Here is a 23,600-nt window from a genome sequence, read left to right as displayed (position 1 = left end):
TCCCTCTGCCACCCTGCCGACGCTATCCGAGTACCGTCTCCGGACGGGCACCGGTTCGCCTCCGGCCGGTCCGGGCCTGCGAGCCGTTGTCGGTGCTGGGGTGCACGATGGGGTGCATGGGCCCGACCTCCCCTGCTCTCGCCGCGTTCGCCCCGGCCACCCGTGCGTGGTTCACCGGCGCCTTCCGCGCACCGACGGCTGCCCAGGAGGGCGCCTGGCAGGCGCTGGCGCAGGAGTCGGACGCCCTGGTGGTCGCGCCCACCGGCTCCGGCAAGACGCTCGCCGCCTTCCTCGCCTCGCTGGACCGGCTCGCGGCCGAGCCGCCGCCGGCCGATCCGGTGCGCCGCTGCCGCGTGCTCTACGTCTCACCGCTGAAAGCGCTGGCGGTGGACGTCGAGCGCAACCTGCGCAGTCCGCTCACGGGCATCCGCCAGGAGTGCCTGCGCCGGGGCCTGTCCGAACCGGACATCAGGGTCGGCATCCGCTCCGGGGACACCCCGGCGGTCGAGCGCCGGGCGATGTCCCGGCGCCCGCCGGACATCTTGATCACCACCCCCGAGTCGCTGTTCCTGATGCTGACCTCGTCGGCGCGGGAGGCGCTGCGCGGGGTGGAGACGGTCATCCTGGACGAGGTGCACGCGGTGGCCGGCACCAAGCGCGGCGCGCACCTCGCGCTGTCGCTGGAACGGCTCGACGAACTGCTGGACCGCCCGGCCCGGCGGATCGGGCTCTCCGCAACGGTCCGGCCGGTGGCGGAGGTGGCCCGCTTCCTGTCCCCGCAACGCCGGGCGACGATCGTGCAGCCCTCGGCGGCGAAGGAGTTCGACCTGCGGGTGGTGGTTCCGGTCGAGGACATGGGCGAGCTGGGTTCCTCACCCGCCCAGGACTCCGGCTCCGGGGCCGCGGAGGGGCCGTCGATCTGGCCCTCGGTGGAGGAGCGTATCGCGGACCTCGTGCAGGCCCACCGCTCGACGATCGTCTTCGTGAACTCCCGGCGGCTCGCCGAGCGGCTCTGCAACCGACTGAACGAGATCGCCTACGAGCGCGCCACCGGAGAGCCGCTGCCCGAGTCGCACGCGCCCGCCGAGCTGATGGGCGGTTCCGGGGCGGCCGAGGGAGCGCCGCCGATCCTGGCCAGAGCACACCACGGTTCGGTCTCCAAGGAGCAGCGGGCCCAGGTGGAGGAGGAGCTGAAGGCCGGGCGGCTGCCCGCGGTGGTGGCCACCTCCAGCCTGGAACTGGGCATCGACATGGGCGCCGTCGACCTGGTCGTCCAGGTGGAGTCACCGCCCTCGGTGGCCTCCGGGCTCCAGCGGGTGGGGCGCGCCGGCCACCAGGTCGACGCCGTCTCGGCGGGGGTGGTCTTCCCGAAGTACCGCGGCGACCTGGTCCAGTCGGCGGTGGTGACGGAGCGGATGCAGCAGGGTGCCATCGAGGCACTCAAGGTGCCCGCCAATCCCCTGGACGTCCTCGCCCAGCAGGTGGTGGCCATGACGGCGATGGACACCTGGGACGTCGACGAACTGCTCATCCTGGTGCGGCGGGCGGCACCGTTCAGCGGACTGCCCGAGTCCGCCTACACCTCCGTGCTCGACATGCTGGCCGGCCTCTACCCGTCCGACGCTTTCGCCGAGCTGCGCCCCCGGCTCGTCTGGGACCGCGTCGCGCACACCGTCACCGGCCGTCCGGGAGCGCAGCGGCTGGCCGTCACCTCCGGCGGGACGATCCCCGACCGCGGGCTGTTCGGCGTCTTCCTCGCCGGGGGCGACGAGCAGCGCGGCGGGCGTCGGGTGGGCGAGCTGGACGAGGAGATGGTCTACGAGTCCCGGGTCGGCGACGTCTTCACCCTGGGCACCAGCTCGTGGCGGATCGAGGACATCACCCGGGACCGGGTCCTCGTCACCCCGGCCCCCGGGGTGACGGGGCGGCTCCCGTTCTGGAAGGGCGACCAGCTCGGCCGGCCACTGGAGCTGGGCCGGGCGCTGGGCGCCTTCCTGCGCGAGCTGGGAGCGCTGGAACGTCCGGCGGCCGAGGAGCGGCTGGCCACGGCCGGACTGGACGAGTCCGCCGTGCGGAACCTGCTCGCGTACCTGGCGGAGCAGCGCGCCGCCTGCGGGCACGTCCCGGACGACCGCACGATCGTCGTGGAGCGCTTCCGCGACGAGCTGGGCGACTGGCGGATCGTGGTGCACTCCCCCTTCGGGGCCCAGGTGCACGCGCCCTGGGCCCTCGCCCTAGGAGCCCGGCTGGGCGAGCGCTACGGTCTGGACGCCCAGGTGATGCACGCCGACGACGGCATCGTGCTGCGACTGCCGGACGCCGACCTGCTGGGCCTCGACGCCGGTTTCCCGGCGCCGGACGGCGACCCGGAGGCGGGCGACCCGTGCTCCGTCCCCGTGACCGGCTCGCCGGAGGCGGGGCAGCCGCCGGTGGGGGCCGGGGACGTCCTCCTCGACCGGGACGAGGTGGAGCGCACCGTCACCGATCAGGTCGGGGGTTCGGCCCTGTTCGCGGCCCGGTTCCGGGAGTGCGCAGCCCGGTCCCTCCTGCTGCCGCGCCGCAACCCGGGCAAGCGGACACCCCTCTGGCAGCAGCGCCAGCGCGCCTCGCAGCTCCTCCAGGTGGCGAGCGGGTTCGGTTCCTTCCCGATCGTCCTGGAGGCCGTCCGCGAGTGCCTCCAGGACGTCTTCGACGTGCCCGGCCTCACGGAGCTGATGGGGGACGTCGAGGCCCGGCGGGTGCGGCTGGTGGAGGTCTCCACCCAGGAGCCCTCGCCGTTCGCCCGCTCGCTGCTCTTCGGCTACGTGGCGCAGTACCTCTACGAGGGCGACTCCCCGCTGGCCGAGCGACGGGCCGCGGCGCTCTCCCTGGACTCCCGGCTGCTGGCGGAGCTGCTGGGCCGCGCGGAGCTGCGGGAGCTGCTGGACGCCGAGGTCGTGGCGGAGCTGGAGCGGGAGCTCCAGTGGCTCACCGAGGAGCGCCGCATCAAGGACGTCGAGGGGGTCGCCGACGCGTTGCGCCTGCTCGGCCCGCTCGACGCCGGGGAGCTCGCCGACCGCGGGGCCCGATCCGGTTGGGCCGCCGAGCTGGTCGCCGCCCGCCGGGCAGTGGAGGTCCGCATCGGCGGCCTGGTCCGCTGGGCCGCGGTGGAGGACTCCGGACGACTGCGGGACGCCCTGGGCGCCGCGCTTCCGGTGGGGGTGCCGGAGGCCTTCACCGAGCCGGTGATGGACCCGCTGGGCGACCTGCTGGCCCGGTTCGCCCGTACGCACGGCCCGTTCACCACCCAGCAGGCGGCCGTGCCGTTCGGGCTGGGCGCCGCGGTGGTCGAGGGAGCGCTGCACCGGATGGCCGCCGAGGGCCGTCTGGTCCGCGGCGAGTTCCACCCCGCCGGGAGCGACCAGGAATGGTGCGACCCGGCGGTCCTGCGGCGGTTGCGGCGCCGCTCGCTCGCCGCGCTGCGGCAGGAGCTGGAACCGGTGCCGGGCCCGGCGCTGGGGGCCTTCCTTCCCCGCTGGCAGCACCTGGACTCCGGCGGTATGCGCGGCCTGGACGGGCTGGTGCGGGTCGTCGAGCAGTTGCAGGGAGCACTGGTGCCGGCTTCCGCTCTGGAGCGGCTGGTGCTGCCGGGCCGGGTGGCCGGCTACACCCCGGCCATGCTCGACGAGCTGACCACCGCGGGCGAAGTGCTCTGGGCGGGCGGGGGCGCGCTGCCGGGCAAGGACGGCTGGGTGGCGCTCCACCCGGCCGACCACGCCCCGCTGCTGCTGCCGCCGCCGCATCCGCTGGAGCCGACCGCCCTGCACCGGGCGGTGCTGGGCGCGCTGAGCGGCGGCTACGGCCTGTTCTTCCGGCAGATCGCGGACCAGGTGCGGGCGGCCGGGCCGGAGACGGCCGAGACGAGCGACGCGGCGCTGGCCGAAGCCGTGTGGGAGCTGGCCTGGTCCGGAAGGCTGACCAACGACACTCTCGCTCCGCTCCGCAACCTGCTGGGGTCGGGGCGTACCGCCGGTTCGACCGCGCACCGGGCCCGCCGCTCGGTGCCGCGCGGCCGCTACGGCTCCCTCGGTGTGCGGACGGCCTCGCGGAACGGCCCCCCGACGGTCGCCGGGCGCTGGTCGCTGCTGCCGGAGCCGGCGGAGGACGCCACCGTCCGCGCGCACGCCCTCGCCCGCACCCTTCTCGACCGGCACGGCGTGGTGACCCGCGGGGCGGTCGCCGCGGAGGGCGTGGCGGGCGGTTTCCCCGCGGTCTACCGGGTGCTGTCGGCGTTCGAGGAGAGCGGGCAGGCGCGGCGCGGATACGTCGTCGAGGGCCTCGGCGCCGCCCAGTTCGCCATGGACGGTGCGGTGGACCGCCTGCGGGCCGCGCACACCGCCCGGGAGCGGCAGCAGGGGCACCGGGCCGTCCTGCTCGCCGCGGCGGACCCGGCGAACGCCTTCGGCGCCGCGCTTCCGTGGCCGGAGTCCCCCGAGGGGGCGACGCACCGGCCGGGCCGCAAGGCGGGCTCGCTGGTGGTGCTGGTCGACGGAGAGCTCCTGCTCTACCTGGAACGCGGCGGCCGGACCCTGCTCGCCTGGGGGAACGGAGGCCCGCGGCGGGAGGCAGCGGTCGAGTCCCTGGCCGGCTCCGCCCGGTCCGGTGCCCTGGGCGGCCTGACGGTGGAGCGGGTCAACGGCGCTCCCGCCCTGGGGTCGGACCTCGGCACCGAACTGGAGGCGGCGGGCTTCCACGCCACACCTCGCGGTCTGCGGCTGCGGGGGTGACCTGATGCCCGAGGGAGACACCGTCTGGCGGACGGCCCGGTTGCTGCACGAGTCCCTCTCCGGCGAGGTGCTGACCCGCAGCGACCTGCGGGTGCCGGCGTTCGCGACCTCGGACCTCCGCGACCGGGCGGTGCGGGCCACGGTGGCGCGCGGGAAGCACCTGCTGACGCGGGTCGAGGGGGGATTGACCCTGCACTCGCACCTGGGCATGGAGGGGGTCTGGCGGATGCAGGCGACGGGCGATCGGTTGCGCGGCGGCCCGGCACACGAGATCCGGGCCGTGCTGAGCACGGTCGCCCGCACGGCGGTCGGGTTCCGGCTGGCCAAGCTGGAACTGCTGCGCACTGCCGACGAGGAACGGGTGGTCGGCCATCTCGGGCCGGATCTGCTGGGGCCCGGCTGGGATCCGGCCGAGGCGCTGCGCCGGCTGCGGACCGACCCCGGTCGGCCGCTCGGCGAGGCGCTGCTGGATCAGCGCAATCTGGCGGGGATCGGCAACGTCTACCGCTCGGAGCTGTGTTTCCTGCTGCGGGTGCGGCCCTGGCTGCCGGTTGCGGCGCTGCCCGCTCCGGAGCGGCTGCCCGCGCTGGCGCGACGGCTGCTGGCGGTCAATCGCGACCGAACGGCCCGGAGCACCACCGGTGAGCTGCGCAGGGACCGATTGTTGTGGGTGTACGGCCGCCACCGCCGGCCCTGCCTGCGCTGCGGCACGGCAGTGCGCCGCGCCGAGGTGGGACCGCCCGAGGCGCTCAGGCCGGTCTACTGGTGCCCGCGCTGCCAGCCCGAGCCGCCGCGCTGACCGGGCGCACGACGCGACGGCGCTGCAGCGGAGCACGGTGGGCCGGCCGACGCGGTCGGGCCGCCCCGGCCGGTCACGGCGTGGGTGGACGGGGTGTCAGGCGGCGACGACGTCGACGGCCTCGGCGGGCCGCTTGATCGTGACCCGCTCCTCCGGACGGCCGGTGACGGAGACGGGGTTCAGCATCGGACGCATCGGCGCCGGCACCGTGTCGCTCGCGGCGGACTGGGCGAGTTCGGCGAGGGCGAGCTCATCGCTCACCTCACGCATCAGTTCGGACATCCGTACTTCGAGCGCGTCGCAGATCGACGACAGCAGTTCGGAGGAGGCCTCCTTCTGCCCCCGCTCCACTTCGGAGAGATAGCCGAGCGAGACGCGCGCGGAAGCGGAGACTTCGCGCAGGGTACGGCCCTGACGCTGGCGCTGCCGACGCAGCACGTCACCCAGCAGGCGACGGAGCAGAATCATCGGTGGCTCCCTCCTCGGACCGCGGACCTGAATCCTTCATGCCCCACCGTACCGCCTACAACCACGACCGTGCGGGGAGCTATGTCGTGTTCACTCAGGGCTGCAAACATCCAGGCCCTCCGGTGTGTTCCCGCAAGTCCTCCGGGCATTTGCCGCCAGCTCACGGCAGAGCAACCGGAGCACGGCGCGCACGCTGCGCTCGCGGATTTCCGCCCGGCCGCCGTCGAGCGTCAGCCGGAGGGCCACCGGCGGCCCCTGCGGGCCGGCCACGGCCACGTGCACCGTCCCGACCGGATGGCCGCCCTGCGGCTCGGGGCCGGCGACTCCGGTGGTGGCGAGTCCCCAGTCGGTGCCCAGGAGTTCCCGCACGCCGACGGCCATCCGGCGCGCGACCTCGGCGTCCACCGGGCCGCGTCCGGCCAGGAGGCCGGCGTCCACCCGCAGGAGCCGGTGCTTGAGCCCGGTGGCGTAGGCGGTGACCGAGCCTGCGAAGGCGGCGGAGGCTCCGGGCACGGACGTCAGCTCCGCGGCGACCAGCCCCCCGGTCAGCGACTCGGCGACGGACAGGGTCTGCCCCGCCGCGGTCAGTTCCTGCACTGCCAGGGCGGCCGGTGCCTCGTCCTCCGTCATCCGCGGTCGCCCTGCGCGGATCCGGAACGCCGGAGCACCACGGCCTGGCGCACGTAGTCCGCGGCCGTGCCGACCGTGAGGACGACGGCCACGGCCATCACCCACCAGCGCAGGGAGGCCAGCGCACCGGTGATCACCAGGATGTACATCCCGACGGCAACCCCCTGGGCGAGCGTCTTCATCTTCCCGCCCCGGCTCGCCGGGATCACGCCGTGGCGGATCACCCAGAACCGCAGCAGGGTGATGCCCAGCTCCCGTGCCAGGATCACCGCGGTGACCCACCAGCTCAGGTCACCCAGCACAGAGAGGCACACCAGCGCCGCTCCCATGATCGCCTTGTCGGCCAGCGGGTCGGCGATCTTGCCGAAGTCGGTCACCAGGTCGTAGCGGCGGGCCAGCTCGCCGTCGAAGAGATCGGTGATCATGGCGATCGTGAACGCGGCCCACGCGAAGGCCCGCCAGACCGGCTCCGTGCCGCCGTCGACGAGCATCAGAGCCACGAATCCCGGCACCAGGAGCAGCCTGATCATCGTCAGGATGTTGGCGATGTTCCACAGGCCGGCCTGCTCGCGCGGGGCGGCGCGGTCCGCCCCCGCCATCGGGCCGCCTCCGGCCGCGGCGGCCGGGATGCCGGTCATGTACCCGCCTCCTCGCCTTCCAGCAGTTCGGCGATCAGATCCACCCCTTCGGTGTCCACCGCCCTGGCCTCGACCATACGTCCGGGGGCGAGACCGGACGAGCGTTCACCGACCAGCCGGATCTGCCCGTCCGTCTCGGGCGCCTGGTGGGCCGCCCGGCCCCGCACGCCGTCCTCCTCGTCGACCGACTCCACGAGCACCGTCAAGGACTCGCCCAGCCGCTCCTCGGCGCGCTGCGCGGTCAGCTCCTCGGCCAGCCGGGAGACCCGCGCGAGCCGGTCGGCGACCTCGTCCGGGTCGTTCTTCGCCGCGTACCCGGCGGCCTCGGTACCATCCTCGTCCGAGTAGCCGAAGACCCCGATGGCGTCCAGCCGGGCCTCGGACAGGAAGCGCTCCAGCTCGACGAGGTCCGCCTCGGTCTCGCCGGGGAAGCCGACGATGAAGTTGGAGCGCACACCGGCCTGCGGCGCCCGGTTGCGGATGGTGCCCAGCAGCTCCAGGAACCGGCCGGTGTCGCCGAAGCGGCGCATCGCCCGCAGCACCCCGGGGGCCGCGTGCTGGAACGAAAGGTCGAAGTAGGGCGCCACCTTCTCCGTTCCGGTCAGCACGTCGATGAGGCCGGGGCGCATCTCGGCCGGCTGCAGGTAGCTGACCCGGACCCGCTCGATGCCGTCCACCGCGGCGAGTTCCGGCAGCAGGGTCTCCAGCAGCCGGATGTCGCCCAGGTCCTTGCCGTAGGAGGTGTTGTTCTCCGAGACCAGCATGACCTCCTTCACTCCCTGCCCGGCGAGCCAGCGGGTCTCGTCCAGGACGTCGGACGGACGCCGCGAGATGAAGGAGCCGCGGAAGGAGGGGATGGCGCAGAACGAGCACCGCCGGTCGCAGCCGGAGGCGAGCTTGACCGAGGCGACGGGGCTGCTGCCCAGCCGGCGGCGGAGCGGGGCGCGGGGCCCGGAGGCGGGGGCGACTCCTGCGGGGAGGTCGGCCGGGGCCGGGGCGGGCTGCTCCCCGTGGCCGGGGAGGGCGACATCGCCGTGTCGGCGCTCGACCGGGCTGACGGGGAGCAGCTTGCGCCGGTCGCGCGGCGTGTGGGAGGCGTGCACCCCGCCGGCCAGGATGGTCTGCAGGCGGTCCGAGATGGCGGAGTAGTCGTCGAATCCCAGGACTCCGTCGGCCTCGGGCAGCGACTCGGCAAGCTCCTTGCCGTAGCGCTCGGCCATGCAGCCGACGGCCACCACCGCCTGCGTTCTCCCTTGGCCCTTGAGGTCACCCGCTTCCAGCAGGGCGTCCACGGAGTCCTTCTTGGCGGCTTCGACGAATCCGCAGGTGTTGACGACGGCCACGTCGGCTTCGGAGGCTTCCTCGACGAGGTCCCAGCCGTCCGCCGAGAGACGGCCGGCGAGCTCCTCCGAGTCCACCTCGTTGCGGGCACAGCCAAGCGTGACTAGGGCGACGGTACGGCGTTCGGGCATGGGCTCAGCGTACTTCGTCCCCGGAGCCCCACCGGTCAGCGGGAGCCGGTGACGCCGGCCGGCCCTGCACGGGCGGACGCCGACGGGTCCGGCGCCGGCGAACGCCGATCAGCCCTGTGCCGGGTCACCCTTGGTGTAGCTCACCCGCTGGACCTGGCCGACGTCGCCGACCTTCTCGACCTTCCTGCCGTTGACGAAGAGTTCGACGGCACCGGCGTTGCCGAGCACCAGATCGATCTGCTCCTTGTCGGTGAAGCTCTTCGACTCGCCCTCCGCCAGCACGCCCTCGTGCATCAGCCGCCCGGTGTGGTCCTCGGCCGAGATCCAGCTGTTGCCGCCGTCCGCGACGAGCTTGACCGTCACCTTGTCCGCCGGGGCGGCGGCGATGGCGCTGTCGGACGGTTCCGGCTTGGCGTCGGAGGGCTTGCTCGGACTCGGCTCGGGCTCGGAGGGGCTGCTGCTCGGCTCCGACTCGGCGACGGTCCTGCCGTTGCCGGCCTCCTCGTCGCTGAAGACGGTGAAGCCGACGAAACCGACCACCGCCACGATCGCGGCCACCATCGCTGCCGTCCAGTTCGGACGGCGCGGCTCCGGCCGAATCCGTTCCGCCTCGAACGCCGGAGCGGCAGGGGTCGCCGCGGGACGGCCGCCGTGCTCCTCGTCGTACTGCGCCACGAGGCCGTCGGAGGCCAGCCCCACGGCCTTGGCGAGGGTTCGGATGTGCCCGCGGGCGTACACGTCGCCGCCGCACCGCGAGAAGTCGTCCTGTTCGATCGCGTGCACGATGGGAACGCGCACACGGGTGGACGAACTGACCTCGTCAACGGTCAGTCCGGCGTCGATTCGGGACTGCTGGAGAGCTCGACCGACCGAGGGCCGGTCTTCTTCGGGGGAGTTGCCGATGGACACGTGAGCGCCTTTCGAGCGTGCAGCCACCTGCTGGACGTTCAGTCTAGGGGGGGTCGTTCGGGGGCGGGCAACCGGACGGGGGGACCTTGTCGGCCATCGGGATGGCGCAAGCCTTCCGATGGCTCAGCCGGCGCGGCACCCGAGCAGCGGCACCACGCGCTCGATCTTCCGCCTACCCATTCAACTGGACGTATCACCTGACGAAACGGTTGCCCGCCGGATCGTTACGGCTCGGTCTCGCCGCGGATCACGGCCAGTACGCCGTCGATCTCGTCCGGTGTGATCAGCACATCCCGCGCCTTGGACCCCTCCGTGGGGCCGACGACGCCCCTGCTCTCCATCAGGTCCATCAGCCGGCCCGCCTTGGCGAAACCGACCCGGAGCTTGCGCTGGAGCATCGAGGTCGACCCGAACTGGGTGGAGGCCACCAGTTCGGCCGCCTGGCAGAGCAGGTCCAGGTCGTCGCCGATCTCCTCGTCGATCTCCTTCTTCTGCTTCGTGCCGACCGTCACGTCGGCCCGGAAGACCGGGGTCATCTGCGCCTTGCAGTGCTCGACGACACCGCGCACCTCGTCCTCGGTGACGAAGGCGCCCTGCATCCGGATCGGCTTGTTCGCCCCCATCGGCAGATACAGGCCGTCGCCCTTGCCGATCAGCTTCTCGGCGCCCTGCTGATCGAGGATCACCCTGCTGTCGGCGAGCGAGGAGGTGGCGAAGGCGAGCCGGGACGGCACGTTCGCCTTGATCAGGCCCGTGACGACGTCCACCGACGGACGCTGGGTGGCCAGCACCAGGTGGATACCGGCCGCCCGGGCCAACTGGGTGATGCGGACGATCGCGTCCTCGACGTCCCGGGGGGCGACCATCATCAGGTCCGCCAGCTCGTCGACGATCACCAGCAGGTACGGGTACGGCGCCAGCTCGCGCTCGCTGCCGGCTGGCGGCGTCGCCTTGCCGCTGCGCACCGCGGCGTTGAAGTCGTCGATGTGCCGGTAGCCGTAGGCGGCCAGGTCGTCGTAGCGCAGGTCCATCTCGCGCACCACCCACTGGAGCGCCTCTGCGGCCTTCTTGGGGTTGGTGATGATCGGGGTGATCAGGTGCGGGATGCCCTCGTAGGCGGTGAGCTCGACCCGTTTCGGGTCCACCAGCACCATCCGGACGTCCTCCGGGGTGGCGCGCACCATCACGGAGGTGATCAGGCAGTTGATGCAGGAGGACTTCCCGGAACCGGTCGCCCCGGCGATCAGGATGTGCGGCATCTTGGTCAGGTTCGACGAGACGTAGCCGCCCTCGACGTCCTTGCCGAGCGCGACGAGCATCGGGTGCTCGTCCTCGACCGACTCCGCCGAGCGCAGCACGTCGCCGCAGTTCACCATCTCGCGGTCGGTGTTGGGGATCTCGATGCCGACGGCGGACTTGCCGGGGATGGGGGAGATGATCCGCACGTCGGGACTGGCGACCGCGTAGGCGATGTTCTTGGTGAGCGCGGTGATCTTCTCGACCTTGACCGCGGGGCCCAGCTCGACCTCGTAGCGGGTGACCGTCGGACCACGGGTGAAGCCGGTGACCGCGGCGTCCACCTTGAACTCCCGGAAGACCGTGCTCAGCGACTCCACGACCGCGTCGTTGGCGGCGCTGCGGGTCTTCCCCGGGCCTCCCCTGATCAGCAGATCGGTCGGCGGCAGCGTGTAGGTGACATCTCCGGCGAGCTTGAGCTGCTCGGCCCGCGAGGGCATCGGGTCGGCGGCCGGGGGCGGGCCGGGCTTCGTCAGGTCCGGCACCGACCGGGAGTGCTCGTCCGCTCCCGCGGCGCGCGACGCGCTCGCCGGGCGGGGCACCGGCCCGGCGTCCGGGCTGCTGTCCTCCGCCCCGTTCCCGCGGCGCCGCGGGATGCCGCTGGTCAGGTCGGCGACGAGGGACGAGGGGTGCACCCCGTGCAGGACCGCGCCGTCCAGGTCGGTGGCCGCCGCGGCGGCCAGATCCACGGCGTCCGGGGAGCCCCGCCGCCCCCGCGGTTCGGCACCGGAGTCCTGCCGGGAACGGCTCCCGGACCTCCGGCGGTCCAGCGCCTGCTTCTCGGCGTGGTACGGGCCGTCGTCCTTGCGCAGGTCGGCCCGCGCCCTGCGCCGGAGCGCACGAGGAGCGTCCCTTGAGGTCCCCGCGAGGTCCTCGGCCTCTTCGGCTTCCTCGGCCTCCGGGTCGGACACCACGCCCAGGCGCACACCGAGCTGTCGCAGGCGCTGCGGGACGGCGTTCACCGGCGTGGCGGTCACCACCAGCAGACCGAAGACCGTGACCAGGACCAGCAGCGGGTGGGCGAGCACCTCGCCGACGGTGAAGACCAGCGGACTCGCCGCGGCCCAGCCGATCAGGCCCCCGGCGTCGCGCAGCGCGTCACTGCCGGCCCCGCCGCTGCGCGCCGGAGCGCCGCAGGCCAGGTGGACCAGCCCCAGCACACCGACGGCGAGCGCGGACAGGCCGATGACGATGCGTCCGTTGGCGTCCTTCTTCTCCGGGTGCCGGATGAACCGGACCGCCATGGCCCCGAGCAGAATCGGCACCACCAGGTCCAGGCGACCGAAGGCACCGGTGACCAGCATGGTGACCAGATCACCGACCGGGCCGCGGAGGTTGGACCAGGTCCCGGCCGCGACGACCAGGCCGAGGCCGAGGAGCAGCAGCGCGACTCCGTCCTTGCGGTGTGCCGGATCCAGTCCTCTCGCTCCTTGTCCTATCCCCCGGAACACCGCTGCCACGGTGTGCGCGGTGCCCAGCCAGACGGCGCGCACCAGGCGGTAGACACCGCCGGTGGGCGAGGGCGCGGGCTTGGCGGGCGCCTTCTTCGCCGGGGCCTTCTTGGCTGCTGCCTTCTTCGCGGGCGCCTTCTTGGCGGCCTTGCCGGGCGTACGTGAGGCCATGAGGCGAGATTACCGCCGTCCGGTGCCCGAGGCACGGATGGATACGCGTGCGGCCGGTGGTGACGACGGGTCAGCCGTGAGGCCGCGGCTCACGACGGGGAGTGCATCGCCGGGTGGGACGCGCCCTCGGTTCCGGGCTCCAGGGCGTCCAGCGCGCGACGCAGACCGGTCAGCTTGCGCTCCAGATGAGCGGCGGTGGCGACCGCGGAGGCGTCCGCGGTGTCACCGAGCTGCTTGGAGAGCGACTCCGCCTGCTCCTCCACGGCGGCGAGCCGGGCCGAGAGTTCGGCGAGCAGGCCGGTGGCCTCGCCGCCCGCTCGCGCCGGGTCCCCGGTGCCCTCGGCGGGCTCGGGACGGACGCCGTCGGCGTGGCCACCGTTGCCGTTCTCCAACTGGAGGCGCAGCAGCGAAGCCTGCTCACGCAGCTGCACGTTCTTCATGTACAGCTCGACGAAGACCGAGACCTTCGCGCGCAGCACCCACGGGTCGAAGGGTTTGGAGATGTAGTCCACCGCACCGGCCGCGTAGCCGCGGAACGTGTGGTGCGGGCCGTGGTTGATCGCCGTGAGGAAGATGATCGGGATGTCGCGGGTCCGTTCCCGGCGCTTGATGTGCGCGGCGGTCTCGAAGCCATCCATCCCTGGCATCTGGACATCCAAAAGGATCACTGCGAAATCATCGGTGAGCAGTGCCTTGAGTGCTTCCTCCCCTGACGATGCCCGCACCAGCGTCTGATCGAGCGCGGAGAGAATCGCCTCCAGCGCCAGCAGATTCTCCGGTCGGTCATCGACCAGGAGGATCTTGGCCTTCTGCACCATGGCCCGTCCTCCTCGCCCCGGTGGCGCCGCTGACGCCACCCCTGGGGACGACTTCTTTGCGCCGCCCGTTCCTTGTGCCGGTCATGGTAGCCGCACCTCGACTCCCACCACACCCTGTCACCGGGATGTCACTGTGCACGTTCCGATAACGTCCCCGGAACCGGGCTGGTTCCCGTCATCCGGCACTTCCACACGCAACCGGCCACAACAAGCCAACATACCTGCCCGCGGCGAAGCTGCGCATATCAGCCCTCCCGCATCCACTGCCGCATCACGGACAGCAGGTGGTCGGTGTCCACCGGCTTGGTGACGTAGTCCGACGCGCCGGCCTCGATGCTCTTCTCCCGGTCGCCCTTCATCGCCTTCGCCGTCAGTGCCACGATCGGTAGCCCCGCGAACTGCGGCATCCGCCGGATCGCGTTCATCGTGGCGTAGCCGTCCATCTCCGGCATCATGATGTCCATCAGCACCAGCGCGACGTTGTCGTGCTGCTCCAGGACCTCGATGCCCTCGCGGCCGTTCTCCGCGTACAGCACCTGCAGGCCGTTCTGCTCCAGCACACTGGTGAGCGCGAAGACGTTGCGGATGTCGTCGTCGACGATCAGCACCTTCTCCGAGTTGAAGCGCTCCACGCCGACCGACGACGTCCGGCCGTTCTGCTCGGCCTGCTCCGCCGACGTACGCGCCGACCGCCGGGAGCGCTGACCGGAGGCGGAGGCCGCCCGCCGGGCCAGCATCGCAGCCGCCTGCTCCGCGTCGAGCTCGGCCGGCGAGCGCGAGGTCAGCGGCTCCTCCTGGGTCGGCGCGGCGGCGCCGCCGTCGCCCGGGACCGGGGCGTCCCCGGAGTCCTCGGGGGCCGGGCGCTCCTCGCGCACCGGCGCAGCCTCCAGCGCCGCCCGCTCCAGCGCGACGCCCTCCCCGGCGGGCGCCTCCAGCGACCGGCCGGGACCCGAGGCCGGCACCTCCGCGGGGTTCAGCGGGAGGTAGAGCGTGAAGGTGGAACCCCGGCCGGGCTCGCTGACCGCGTCGATCTCGCCCCCCAGCAGGCGGGCGATCTCCCGGCTGATCGAGAGTCCGAGACCGGTGCCGCCGTACTTGCGGCTGGTCGTGCCGTCCGCCTGCTTGAACGCCTCGAAGATCACGCGCATCTTGCTCTGCGCGATCCCGATGCCGGTGTCGGTCACCGAGAAGGCGATCAGCTCTGCGTCCGCGTCGCGCAGGGAGCCGTGCTCCAGCATCTGCTCCCTGATGGTGACCGGGACGTCGTTCCGGGCCGAACGGATCACCAGCTCCACCGCCCCGCCGTCGGTGAACTTCACCCCGTTGGAGAGCAGGTTGCGCAGCACCTGGAGCAGCCGCTGCTCGTCGGTGTGCAGGGTGGCCGGCAGCTCGGGCGAGACCCGTACCGAGAAGTCCAGGCTCTTCTCCGCCGTCAGCGGGCGGAACGTCGCCTCGACGTAGTCGACGAGCTGCACCAGCGCGATCCGGCTCGGACTGACGTCCATCTTGCCCGCCTCGACCTTCGACAGGTCCAGGATGTCGTTGATCAGCTGGAGCAGGTCCGAGCCGGCCCCGTGGATGGTTTCCGCGAACTCGACCTGCTTGGGCGAGAGGTTCTCCTCCGCGTTGTCCGCGAGCAGCTTGGCCAGGATCAGCAGCGAGTTGAGCGGGGTGCGCAACTCGTGCGACATGTTCGCCAGGAACTCGGACTTGTAGCGCATCGAGACCGCGAGCTGCTCAGCGCGCTCCTCCAGCACCTGCCGGGCATCCTCGATCTCGGAATTCTTGATCTCGATGTCCCGGTTGGTCTGCGCGAGTTGCGCCGCCTTCTCCTCCAACTGCAGGTTGGAGTCCTCCAGCGCCTTCTGGCGGCTCTCCAGCTCGATGGACCGCTCCTGGAGCTGTTCCGTCAACTCCTGCGACTGCTCCAGCAGCACCTCGGTCTTGGTGTTGACGCTGATGGTGTTCACGCTCGTGGCGATCATCTCGGCGATCTGGCTGAGGAAGTCCTTCTGGATCTGGGTGAACGGCTGGAACGCCGCCAGCTCCACCACGCCGAGCACCACGTCCTCGAAGACCACCGGCAGCACGACCACATGGGCGGGCGGCGCCTCGCCGAGCCCCGAGGCGATCTTCAGATAACCGGGCGGGGCGTTCTCCATCAGGATCGTGCGCCGTTCCACCGCGGCCGTGCCGATCAGCGAGTCCCCCGGCGCGAACGTGGTGGGCATCGACGAGCTGGTGTAGCCGTACGAACCGAGCAGCCGCAGCTCGTACGAGCCGTCCGTGCCCTGCCCCACACCGACGTCCTCGGCACCGCCACCGGTCGGGACGGCCAGGAAGAACGCCCCGTGCTGCGCCGACACCGCGGGCGTCAGCTCGCTCATGATGAGCTGCGCCACGTCCTTGAGGTCCCGGCGGCCCTGCATCAGTCCGGAGATCCGCGCCAGGTTGCCCTTGAGCCAGTCCTGTTCCTGGTTGGCGAGAGTGGTCTCGCGCAGGTTGCTGATCATCTCGTTGATGTAACCCTGCAGCTCCAGGATCTCCCCGGCCGCGGCCACGTCGATCTTGACGCCGTGGTCGCCGCGGGTGACCGCGGTGGCCACCGTGGCGATGGCCCGCACCTGACGGGTGAGGTTGCCAGCCATCTCGTTCACCGACTCGGTCAGGTCCTTCCAGGTGCCGGCGACGTCGCGCACCCGGGCCTGGCCGCCGAGCTGCCCCTCGGTGCCCACCTCGCGGGCGACCCGCGTCACCTGCTCCGCGAACGACGAGAGTTGATCCACCATCGTGTTGATGGTCGTCTTCAGCTCCAGGATCTCGCCCCGGGCCTCGATGTCGATCTTCTTCGTGAGGTCGCCCTTGGCGATCGCGGTGGTGACCTGGGCGATGTTGCGGACCTGGCCGGTCAGGTTGTTGGCCATGCCGTTCACCGACTCGGTCAGGTCCTTCCAGGTGCCCGAGACGCCCGGCACCCGGGCCTGGCCGCCCAGGATGCCCTCGGTGCCCACCTCACGAGCCACCCGGGTCACCTCGGCCGCGAACGAGGACAGCGTCGTCACCATGGTGTTGACCGTGTCCGCCAGTTGCGCCACCTCGCCGCTGGCCTCGACGGTGACCTTCTTCGTGAGGTCGCCGTTCGCGACCGCCCCGGCGACCTGCGAGATGTTCCGCACCTGCGAGGTGAGGTTGTTCGCCATCAGGTTGACGTTCTCGCTCAGGTCCTTCCAGATGCCCGTCACCCCGGGCACCTGCGCCTGACCGCCCAGCCGGCCCTCGGTGCCCACCTCGCGGGCCACCCGCGTGACCTGCTCCGCGAACGACGAGAGCTGGTCCACCATCGTGTTCACCGTGGTGACCAGGGCGAGGATCTCGCCCTTCGCGTCCACCGTGATCTTCTTCGACAGGTCGCCCTGAGCGACGGCGGTGGTCACCTCCGCGATGTTGCGCACCTGGGACGTCAGGTTGTTCGCCATGCCGTTGACCGACTGGGTGAGGTCCTTCCAGGTGCCGGAGACGCCCTTCACCTCGGCCTGGCCGCCCAGGATGCCCTCGGTGCCCACCTCGCGGGCCACCCGGGTCACCTGCTCCGCGAACGACGAGAGCTGGTCCACCATCGTGTTGATGGTCGTCTTCAGCTCCAGGATCTCGCCCCGCGCGTCCACGTCGATCTTCTGCGACAGGTCGCCGCGCGCGACCGCCGTCGCCACCTGGGAGATGTTCCGCACCTGGGCCGTCAGGTTGCCCGCCATGCCGTTCACCGAGTCGGTGAGGTCGCGCCAGACGCCGGCGACGCCGGGGACCTGGGCCTGACCACCCAGCCGGCCCTCGGTGCCCACCTCGCGGGCGACGCGCGTCACCTGGTCGGCGAACGCGGAGAGCTGGTCCACCATCGTGTTGATGGTGCTCTTGAGCTCCAGGATCTCGCCCCGCGCGTCGACCTCGATCTTCTGCGACAGGTCGCCCCGCGCCACCGCCGTCGTGACCTGCGCGATCTGCCGCACCTGGGAGGTGAGGTTGCCCGCCATGAAGTTGACGGAGTCCGTGAGGTCCTTCCAGGTGCCCGAGACGCCGTCCACCCGGGCCTGCCCGCCCAGCCGGCCCTCGGTGCCGACATCCCGCGCCATCCGGGTCACCTGCTCGGCGAACGAGGAGAGCTGGTCCACCATGGTGTTGACGGTGTTCTTCAGCTCCAGCATCTCGCCGGAGACGTCCACCGTCACCTTCTGCGACAGATCACCGTTCGCGACGGCCGTCGTCACCTGCGCGATGTTGCGGACCTGCGCGGTGAGGTTGCGGAAGGCGGTGTTGACGGAGTCCGTCAGATCTTTCCAGGTACCCGCGGCGCCCGGCACCTGCGCCTGCCCGCCCAGCTCCCCCTCGACGCCCACCTCGCGGGCCACCCGGGTCACCTCGGCACCGAACGAGGAGAGCTGGTCCACCATGGTGTTGACGGTGTTCTTCAGCTCCAGCATCTCGCCGGAGACGTCCACCGTCACCTTCTGCGACAGATCACCGCTGGCGACGGCCGTCGTCACCTGCGCGATGTCCCGCACCTGAGCGGTGAGGTTGCGGAAGGCGGTGTTGACGGAGTCCGTCAGATCTTTCCAGATGCCCGCGGCGCCCGGCACCTGCGCCTGCCCGCCCAGCACCCCCTCGGTGCCGACCTCGCTGGCCGCACGCGTCACCTCGTCGGCAAAGGTGCGCAGCGTCTCGGTCATGGTGTTGATGGTGTCCGCGAGCTGGGCGACCTCGCCGCGGGCGATCACCGTCACCTGCTTGGAGAGATCGCCGTTGGCGACCGCCGTGGTCACCCGCGCGATCTCCCGGACCTGCGAGGTCAGGTTGCCGGCCATCAGGTTGACCGAGTCCGTCAGGTCCTGCCAGACGCCCGCGACCCCCTCGACACGGGCCTGGCCGCCCAGCTCTCCCTCGGTGCCCACCTCGCGGGCGACCCGCGTCACCTCGGACTGGAAGGAGGAGAGCTGGTCCACCATCGTGTTGACGGTGTTCTTCAGCTCCAGCATCTCGCCGGCCACGTGCACGGTGACCTTGCGCGACAGGTCGCCCTTCGCGACCGCCGTGGTGACGAGCGCGATGTCCCGTACCTGGGCCGTCAGCCGGGAGGCCATCGTGTTGACCGAGTCGGTCAGGTCCTTCCAGGAACCGGACATCCCCCGGACCTTCGCCTGCCCGCCGAGCTTGCCCTCGGTGCCGACCTCGCTGGCCACCCGGGTGACCTCGTCAGTGAACACGGAGAGCTGGTCCACCAGGCCGTTCACGGTCCGGCCGACCTTGAGGAACTCCCCGCGCAGCGGCTGGGCGGCGCCGTCCGGTCCCTGGGCGCGGAGGTCCATCCGCTGTTCCAGGTCACCGTCCGCGACGGCGGTCAGCACCCGGCCCACCTCGGACACCGGCCGGACCAGGTCGTCCACGAGCGCGTTGGAGGCGTCGATGGCGGAGGCCCACGAGCCCTCGGCGGCACCGGCCTCCAACCGCTCGGTGAGCTTCCCGTCCCGGCCGACCACCCGGCGGACCCGGCTCAGCTCGTTGGCGAGGTGAAGATTGCGGTCGGCGACCTCGTTGTAGAGGGCCGAGATCTCGGCCATCGGCCCGTCACCCGTGACGGTGAGCCGCTTGCGGAAGTTCCCCTCCCGCATCGCCAGCAGCGCGAACCGCAGCCTGTCCACCGACGCGGCGTCGACTTCGACAGTCCCCGTCCGCCGGGCTCGTCCGCCTTTCGAGCGCGCGTTCGTGCCCCGCGCTGATACGCCAGACTCCACCGTGTCCCTCCCGCAGGGTCGACCATTGCGCCCGGGTACTTCTTCGAGCGTTCCCAGTGTTTCACCCCGACCGAACCAGGCGATAACAGTTCGGCAGCATCGCACATCGCAGACCAGGAGGGTCCAGGGGGAAACACCCGCATCCGGCACCCACACGCACCGCGAACGTAAGTAACCTGGCCTCCGGCTGTCTACCCCGACCCGCGGCACGCGGCGCGGCGGACGGCCCGGTCGGCAACGGGGAAACGTCGGCGGACACGGCACAACGGGCAACGGAGAGGCGCCGCGGTGGACAGGCAGAGCGCCGAGCGAGCACCACTGACGCAGGTCGTCGGACAGCGCACGCCGAGCGACGAAGCAGACACGGACGGCGACGTCGAGAAACCCATGGGGAGACCAGTGATCACCGCACGGGCCGCGGCCACCTTCGAGCCGGCCGGACGGTCGGTGGCGACCGCCCGCGGTTTCGTGCGCGACACGCTCCAGGGCTGGGGACTCGCGGACGTCATCGACGACGCCGTGGTCCTCACCAGCGAACTGGTCACCAACGCGGTGGTGCACGCGGGCACCACCGCGGAGGTCTTCTGCCTGCGCGACGAGGAGGGCGTCCGGATCGAGGTCGCCGACCACTACCCCGAGCGGGAACTGCCGATGCACGACGCGGCCCGCGGCCTCTACCCCGGACCGGACCGCGAGGGCGGCCGCGGCCTGCTGCTCTGCGCCTCGCTGGCGAGCCACTGGGGCGTCGACTACAGCTCCACCGACAAGCGCGTGTGGTTCCGGCTCGACCTCCCCGAGCGCCCGGTGGGGATGCGCAGCTCCGGCCCCGAGCTCCCGGACGCCGCACTCCCGCTGGCCGCCACCCGGGTCCGGGTCGCGGTAGTCCAGGTGGGCACCGGAGGAGTCGTCGCCGCCTGGAACGAGGACGCCCGCCAGTTGTTCGGGCACCGGACACGGCAGGTGCTCGGGAAGCCGTTCAGCGACTTCGCGGCCTGGCCACACACCCCGGGCACCGGCACCGGCATCGCCGAGGCACTCACCCTCTCGCGCTGGGAGGGCACCTACGGCTTCCGCGACTCGGCCGGGAGGACGGTGCCGGTCTACGCCTCGCACCTGCGCATCCGGGACGCCGGCGGCGAGCCCTCGACCGTGTGCCTGCTCGTCCGGGACCACGAGCGCGCCGTCCTGCAGTCACCCCAACGGGTGCCGCAGACCGAGTCCGCGGCCGACCAGCGGGAACGCCAGTCGACCGATCCGTTCGAGATGTTCATCGGCTCCCCGCCGCCGGAGGACCTGGACGGGCTGCTCCAGCGCACCGTGGAACGGGCCCGCGACATGCTCGACGGCGACGCCGCCTACCTGCTCCTGGCCACCGATGACGAGACCGAGTTGGAGGTCCGGGCCTCCACCGGCCTCCCCTCCGCCCGGCAGCGGTTCGCCCGGGTCCCCGTAGAGACCGGCAGCGGCCGCTACGGCAACGCCCGGATGCCCAGCGTGCACGAGGATCTGACGGCGGTTCCGGGCGCGGTGCCGCTGCTGGCCGGAACCGGCATGCGCTCGGTGGTGACCGTCCCGCTCAAGGTCGAGGGACGGCTCACCGGCGCGGTGGGGGTCGCCGCGGAGACCGCCGGCCGCTACACCAACGAGGAGGCCCTGCGCCTCCAGTTCGCGGCCGACCGGATCGCACTGGCCGTGGAGTCGGCCCGGTTGACGGAGCTCGAACGGCTGCGCCGCGGCTCGCTCTCCTTCCTCGTCGAGGCCTCCGACCTGCTCGCCGGCACCCTGGACCGCGACCAGACGCTGGCCCTGATGGCCCAGATGACGGTGCCCACGCTGGCCGCCTGGTGCGCCGTCTACACCATCGCGGACCAGGCCTCCGACCCCGAACTCTCCTACGTGCTCCACGAGGACGAGGACCGCATCGACGGACTCAAGGCACTGCTCTCGAAGGTCGATCCGCCCGAGCCGGTACCGGCCCCGGGAGCCCGGTCGTGGAGCGCACCCAGCGATGCCGCCCACTCCAGCGCCCTGCGCACCTCCTTGCGCAACCTGCTGCTCGGGGACCCGCCCTCGCACACGCCCGGTACCTCGCTCGCCACCGCCTCCGCGGTCGGCGGGGAGACCGTGGTGCTCCCGCTGGTCGCCCGCAACCGGGTGATCGGGATGCTGACGCTCGGCAAGCCCACCGACGAGCGGTTCCGGCAGGAGATCCTCGAACTCGCCGAAGACCTCTCTCGCCGGGCGGCCCTCGCTCTCGACAACGCCCGGCTCTACTCGGAGCGGACGGCCATCAGCCAGTCCCTCCAGCGGAGTCTGCTGCCCCCGGAGCTGCCCGAGGTCCCCGGGGTGGAAGTCGAGGTGATCTACCGGGCCGCCGGCGAGGGCAACGAGGTAGGCGGCGACTTCTACGACCTCTTCCCGATCCGGGACGGTGCCTACGGCTTCGCCATCGGCGACGTCTGCGGCACCGGGCCCGAGGCGGCCGCCGTCACCGGACTGGCGCGCCACGCCCTCCGGCTGCTGGCCAGGGAGGGGTTCAGCGGCCCGGCCGTACTCGAGCGCCTGAACGCGGCGATCCTCGACGAGGGGGCGCGCAGCCGCTTCCTCACCCTGCTCTACGGCGAGCTCTGGCCGCAGGAGAACGGCGGCGCGGTGCTGAAGGTGGTGTGCGCCGGCCACCCGCTGCCCCTGCGGCTGCGGCCGGACGGCAGCGTCGAACCGGCCGCGGAGCCGCAGCCGCTGCTGGGCGTGATGGAGGACCTGGAGCTCTACGAGCAGACGCTGACGCTCGACCCCGGGGACGTGCTGCTGTGCGTCACCGACGGGGTGACCGAACGCCGCGAGGGCACGCGGATGCTGGGCGACGACGGGCTGATGGACTGCCTCGCCGCCTGCACCGGTCTCACCGCCGGCGCGGTCGCGGCACGCATCATGCGGGCGGTGGAGCGATTCGCCGCTGACGCCCCGTCCGACGACATGGCGATCGTCGCGATGCGCGTCCCCGAATAGCGGGGAGAGCGTGGGAAAGACTGAGGGCCACACCGTCCGGTGTGGCCCTCAGTCTTTCTCGGAGCCCCAAAACGGAATCGAACCGTTGACCTTCTCCTTACCATGGAGACGCTCTGCCGACTGAGCTATTGGGGCGCATCGACGTCACAGAGCATACCTGATCACCAGGGCCCCGAGGCACATCGGCACCGTCTCGCGGAGCAGGACCCGACCGTCCCCGGAACCGCCGGGGCCGTCGTCAACGGGCCCGAACGGCCTCCCGCGTCAGGCCGGTTCCAGCAGAAGCCCGCCGAGCGCGCGACAGGCCGCCACTATCCGCTGCAGGTCCCGTCGCGAGGTTCCGGCGTGTACCGGCAGCGCGAGGGACTCGGCTGCGGCGCGCTCCGTTTCCGGAAGCCGGAGCTCGCTGCGCAGGCCGTGCGTCCGGTGGGCCGGGGTCGGTATCGGGACCCTGCACGCGACCCCGCGCGAGCGCATGGCCTGCTTGAAGGCGTCCCGGTCCGGCCGTCCGTTTCCCGGTACGCGCACCACGTACTGCTCATAGGTGTGCTCCACCCCCTGTGCCACGGTCGGGACGACCACTCCGCGCAACCGCTCGTCGAGGTGGGCAGCGCAGCGCCGGCGGTGCAGGGCCTCGGCCGAGAGGGAACCGAAGGGCGGCCGCTCCCCCGCCTCCAGCACCCGCAGGCCGCGCCGCTGGGCCAGCTCGTGGAACCCGACGAGGTCGGCCGGGTGACCGAAGAGGTGGACGGGCATCACGGCGGTGGTACGCGGCGTCAGAGCAGCTTCGGCGGACCGCGGGTCGAGGCAGAGACTTCGGGCGTCGATGTCCGCGAAGACCGGTACCGCGCCGATCTCCAGCAGCGCCCGCGCCGCCTGCTCGCCGCCGTACGAAGGAAGCACCACTGCGTCCCCGACCCGCAGGCCGGCTGCCCTCAACTGCGCTGTCGTCCCCATGCCTCGGATGGTGGAGGTGCAAGGTGAACGCGGGGTGACCGCACAAGAAAAAGCCCGGCCCCCCGAAGAAAACTTCGGAAGACCGGGCTCAAGAATTGTTCGGCGGCGTCCTACTCTCCCACACACTCCCGCATGCAGTACCATCGGCGCTGAAAGGCTTAGCTTCCGGGTTCGGAATGTGACCGGGCGTTTCCCTCACGCTATAACCACCGAAACACAATGAAACACACACCACCCGCACACACACCCCACCCACCCGAAAACGGGGAATGACATGTGTATGGGGTCTGGTTGCTGTCTCAGAACCAACACAGTGGACGCGAGCACCTACGGACAAGCCCTCGGCCTATTAGTACCAGTCAACTCCAACCCTCACAGGTCTTCCATATCTGGCCTATCAACCCAGTCGTCTACTGGGAGCCTTAACCCCTCA

Annotated in this window: 12 protein-coding genes, 1 tRNA gene and 2 rRNA genes; 3 read left to right on the top strand and 12 right to left on the bottom strand. The window is 71.8% G+C overall.

What is annotated here, in order from left to right:
- The first annotated feature begins 107 nt into the window (after positions 1 to 107).
- Both H300_RS0114805 and H300_RS0114800 read left to right on the top strand, forming a co-directional pair.
- Complete coding sequence (locus H300_RS0114805) at positions 108 to 4,766, top strand: Lhr family helicase (RefSeq protein ID WP_028428059.1); 4,659 nt, start codon at positions 108 to 110, stop codon at positions 4,764 to 4,766.
- A 4-nt stretch (positions 4,767 to 4,770) separates the two neighbouring features.
- Positions 4,771 to 5,565 carry a DNA-formamidopyrimidine glycosylase family protein gene (locus H300_RS0114800; RefSeq protein ID WP_028428058.1) on the top strand — a complete coding sequence of 265 codons (795 nt, stop codon included), beginning with the start codon at positions 4,771 to 4,773 and terminating at the stop codon, positions 5,563 to 5,565.
- 96 nt (positions 5,566 to 5,661) lie between these two features.
- Here H300_RS0114800 and H300_RS0114795 read toward each other — a convergent pair whose 3' ends face one another.
- The 8 genes from H300_RS0114795 to H300_RS0114760 all read right to left on the bottom strand — a co-directional run bounded on the left by H300_RS0114795 (position 5,662) and on the right by H300_RS0114760 (position 19,201).
- Positions 5,662 to 6,033 (bottom strand): helix-turn-helix domain-containing protein, encoded by a 372-nt coding sequence (locus H300_RS0114795; protein WP_028428057.1) that lies wholly within the window; start codon positions 6,031 to 6,033, stop codon positions 5,662 to 5,664.
- A gap of 90 nt (positions 6,034 to 6,123) precedes the next feature.
- Entirely contained in the window at positions 6,124 to 6,663 is a 540-nt protein-coding gene (locus H300_RS26960) for a CinA family protein (protein WP_051270056.1), read from the bottom strand.
- Entirely contained in the window at positions 6,660 to 7,301 is a 642-nt protein-coding gene (gene pgsA, locus H300_RS0114785; RefSeq protein WP_028428056.1) for a CDP-diacylglycerol--glycerol-3-phosphate 3-phosphatidyltransferase, read from the bottom strand. Before pgsA ends, H300_RS26960 begins: the two co-directional genes overlap by 4 nt.
- Positions 7,298 to 8,773, bottom strand: coding sequence for a 30S ribosomal protein S12 methylthiotransferase RimO (gene rimO, locus H300_RS0114780; protein ID WP_078516012.1), 1,476 nt, complete (start codon positions 8,771 to 8,773; stop codon positions 7,298 to 7,300). The genes pgsA and rimO overlap by 4 nt, the downstream gene beginning before the upstream one ends.
- Before the next feature lie 108 nt (positions 8,774 to 8,881).
- A complete protein-coding gene (locus H300_RS0114775) occupies positions 8,882 to 9,682 on the bottom strand; it encodes a helix-turn-helix domain-containing protein (RefSeq protein WP_028428054.1) in 801 nt (266 codons plus the stop codon).
- 224 nt (positions 9,683 to 9,906) lie between these two features.
- Complete coding sequence (locus tag H300_RS0114770; protein ID WP_028428053.1) at positions 9,907 to 12,600, bottom strand: DNA translocase FtsK; 2,694 nt, start codon at positions 12,598 to 12,600, stop codon at positions 9,907 to 9,909.
- Positions 12,601 to 12,689: 89 nt separating this feature from the next.
- Positions 12,690 to 13,418, bottom strand: a complete 729-nt coding sequence (locus tag H300_RS0114765; protein WP_028428052.1) for a response regulator — start codon at positions 13,416 to 13,418, stop codon at positions 12,690 to 12,692.
- A 245-nt stretch (positions 13,419 to 13,663) separates the two neighbouring features.
- Complete coding sequence (locus tag H300_RS0114760; protein ID WP_078516011.1) at positions 13,664 to 19,201, bottom strand: HAMP domain-containing protein; 5,538 nt, start codon at positions 19,199 to 19,201, stop codon at positions 13,664 to 13,666.
- 399 nt (positions 19,202 to 19,600) lie between these two features.
- Here H300_RS0114760 and H300_RS0114755 point away from each other — a divergent pair, with 399 nt between their 5' ends.
- Positions 19,601 to 22,210, top strand: a complete 2,610-nt coding sequence (locus H300_RS0114755; protein WP_028428050.1) for a SpoIIE family protein phosphatase — start codon at positions 19,601 to 19,603, stop codon at positions 22,208 to 22,210.
- 62 nt (positions 22,211 to 22,272) lie between these two features.
- On the opposite strand, the gene H300_RS0114750 is transcribed toward H300_RS0114755, so the two are convergent.
- From H300_RS0114750 to H300_RS0114735, 4 genes are all read right to left on the bottom strand, one after another.
- Positions 22,273 to 22,345: transfer RNA gene (locus H300_RS0114750), tRNA-Thr, on the bottom strand.
- A gap of 129 nt (positions 22,346 to 22,474) precedes the next feature.
- Positions 22,475 to 23,167 carry a DegT/DnrJ/EryC1/StrS family aminotransferase gene (locus tag H300_RS0114745; protein ID WP_028428049.1) on the bottom strand — a complete coding sequence of 231 codons (693 nt, stop codon included), beginning with the start codon at positions 23,165 to 23,167 and terminating at the stop codon, positions 22,475 to 22,477.
- 97 nt (positions 23,168 to 23,264) lie between these two features.
- Positions 23,265 to 23,381 (bottom strand): 5S ribosomal RNA (gene rrf, locus H300_RS0114740).
- Positions 23,382 to 23,496: 115 nt separating this feature from the next.
- Positions 23,497 to 23,600 (bottom strand): 23S ribosomal RNA (locus H300_RS0114735); the annotation flags it as partial.

This window comes from Streptomyces sp. TAA040 (assembly GCF_000424845.1).
This window is presented reverse-complemented; position numbering and strand designations above follow the sequence as displayed.

Excerpts from the sequence above, each read along its gene's own strand:
- H300_RS0114770 (WP_028428053.1), bottom strand. The coding sequence starts at position 12,600 with ATGGCCTCACGTACGCCCGGCAAGGCCGCCAAGAAGGCGCCCGCGAAG.
- H300_RS0114765 (WP_028428052.1), bottom strand. The coding sequence starts at position 13,418 with ATGGTGCAGAAGGCCAAGATCCTCCTGGTCGATGACCGACCGGAGAAT.
- H300_RS0114745 (WP_028428049.1), bottom strand. The coding sequence starts at position 23,167 with ATGGGGACGACAGCGCAGTTGAGGGCAGCCGGCCTGCGGGTCGGGGAC.
- pgsA (WP_028428056.1), bottom strand. The coding sequence starts at position 7,301 with ATGACCGGCATCCCGGCCGCCGCGGCCGGAGGCGGCCCGATGGCGGGG.
- H300_RS0114800 (WP_028428058.1), top strand. The coding sequence starts at position 4,771 with ATGCCCGAGGGAGACACCGTCTGGCGGACGGCCCGGTTGCTGCACGAG.
- rimO (WP_078516012.1), bottom strand. The coding sequence starts at position 8,773 with ATGCCCGAACGCCGTACCGTCGCCCTAGTCACGCTTGGCTGTGCCCGC.
- H300_RS0114795 (WP_028428057.1), bottom strand. The coding sequence starts at position 6,033 with ATGATTCTGCTCCGTCGCCTGCTGGGTGACGTGCTGCGTCGGCAGCGC.
- H300_RS0114805 (WP_028428059.1), top strand. The coding sequence starts at position 108 with ATGGGGTGCATGGGCCCGACCTCCCCTGCTCTCGCCGCGTTCGCCCCG.
- H300_RS26960 (WP_051270056.1), bottom strand. The coding sequence starts at position 6,663 with ATGACGGAGGACGAGGCACCGGCCGCCCTGGCAGTGCAGGAACTGACC.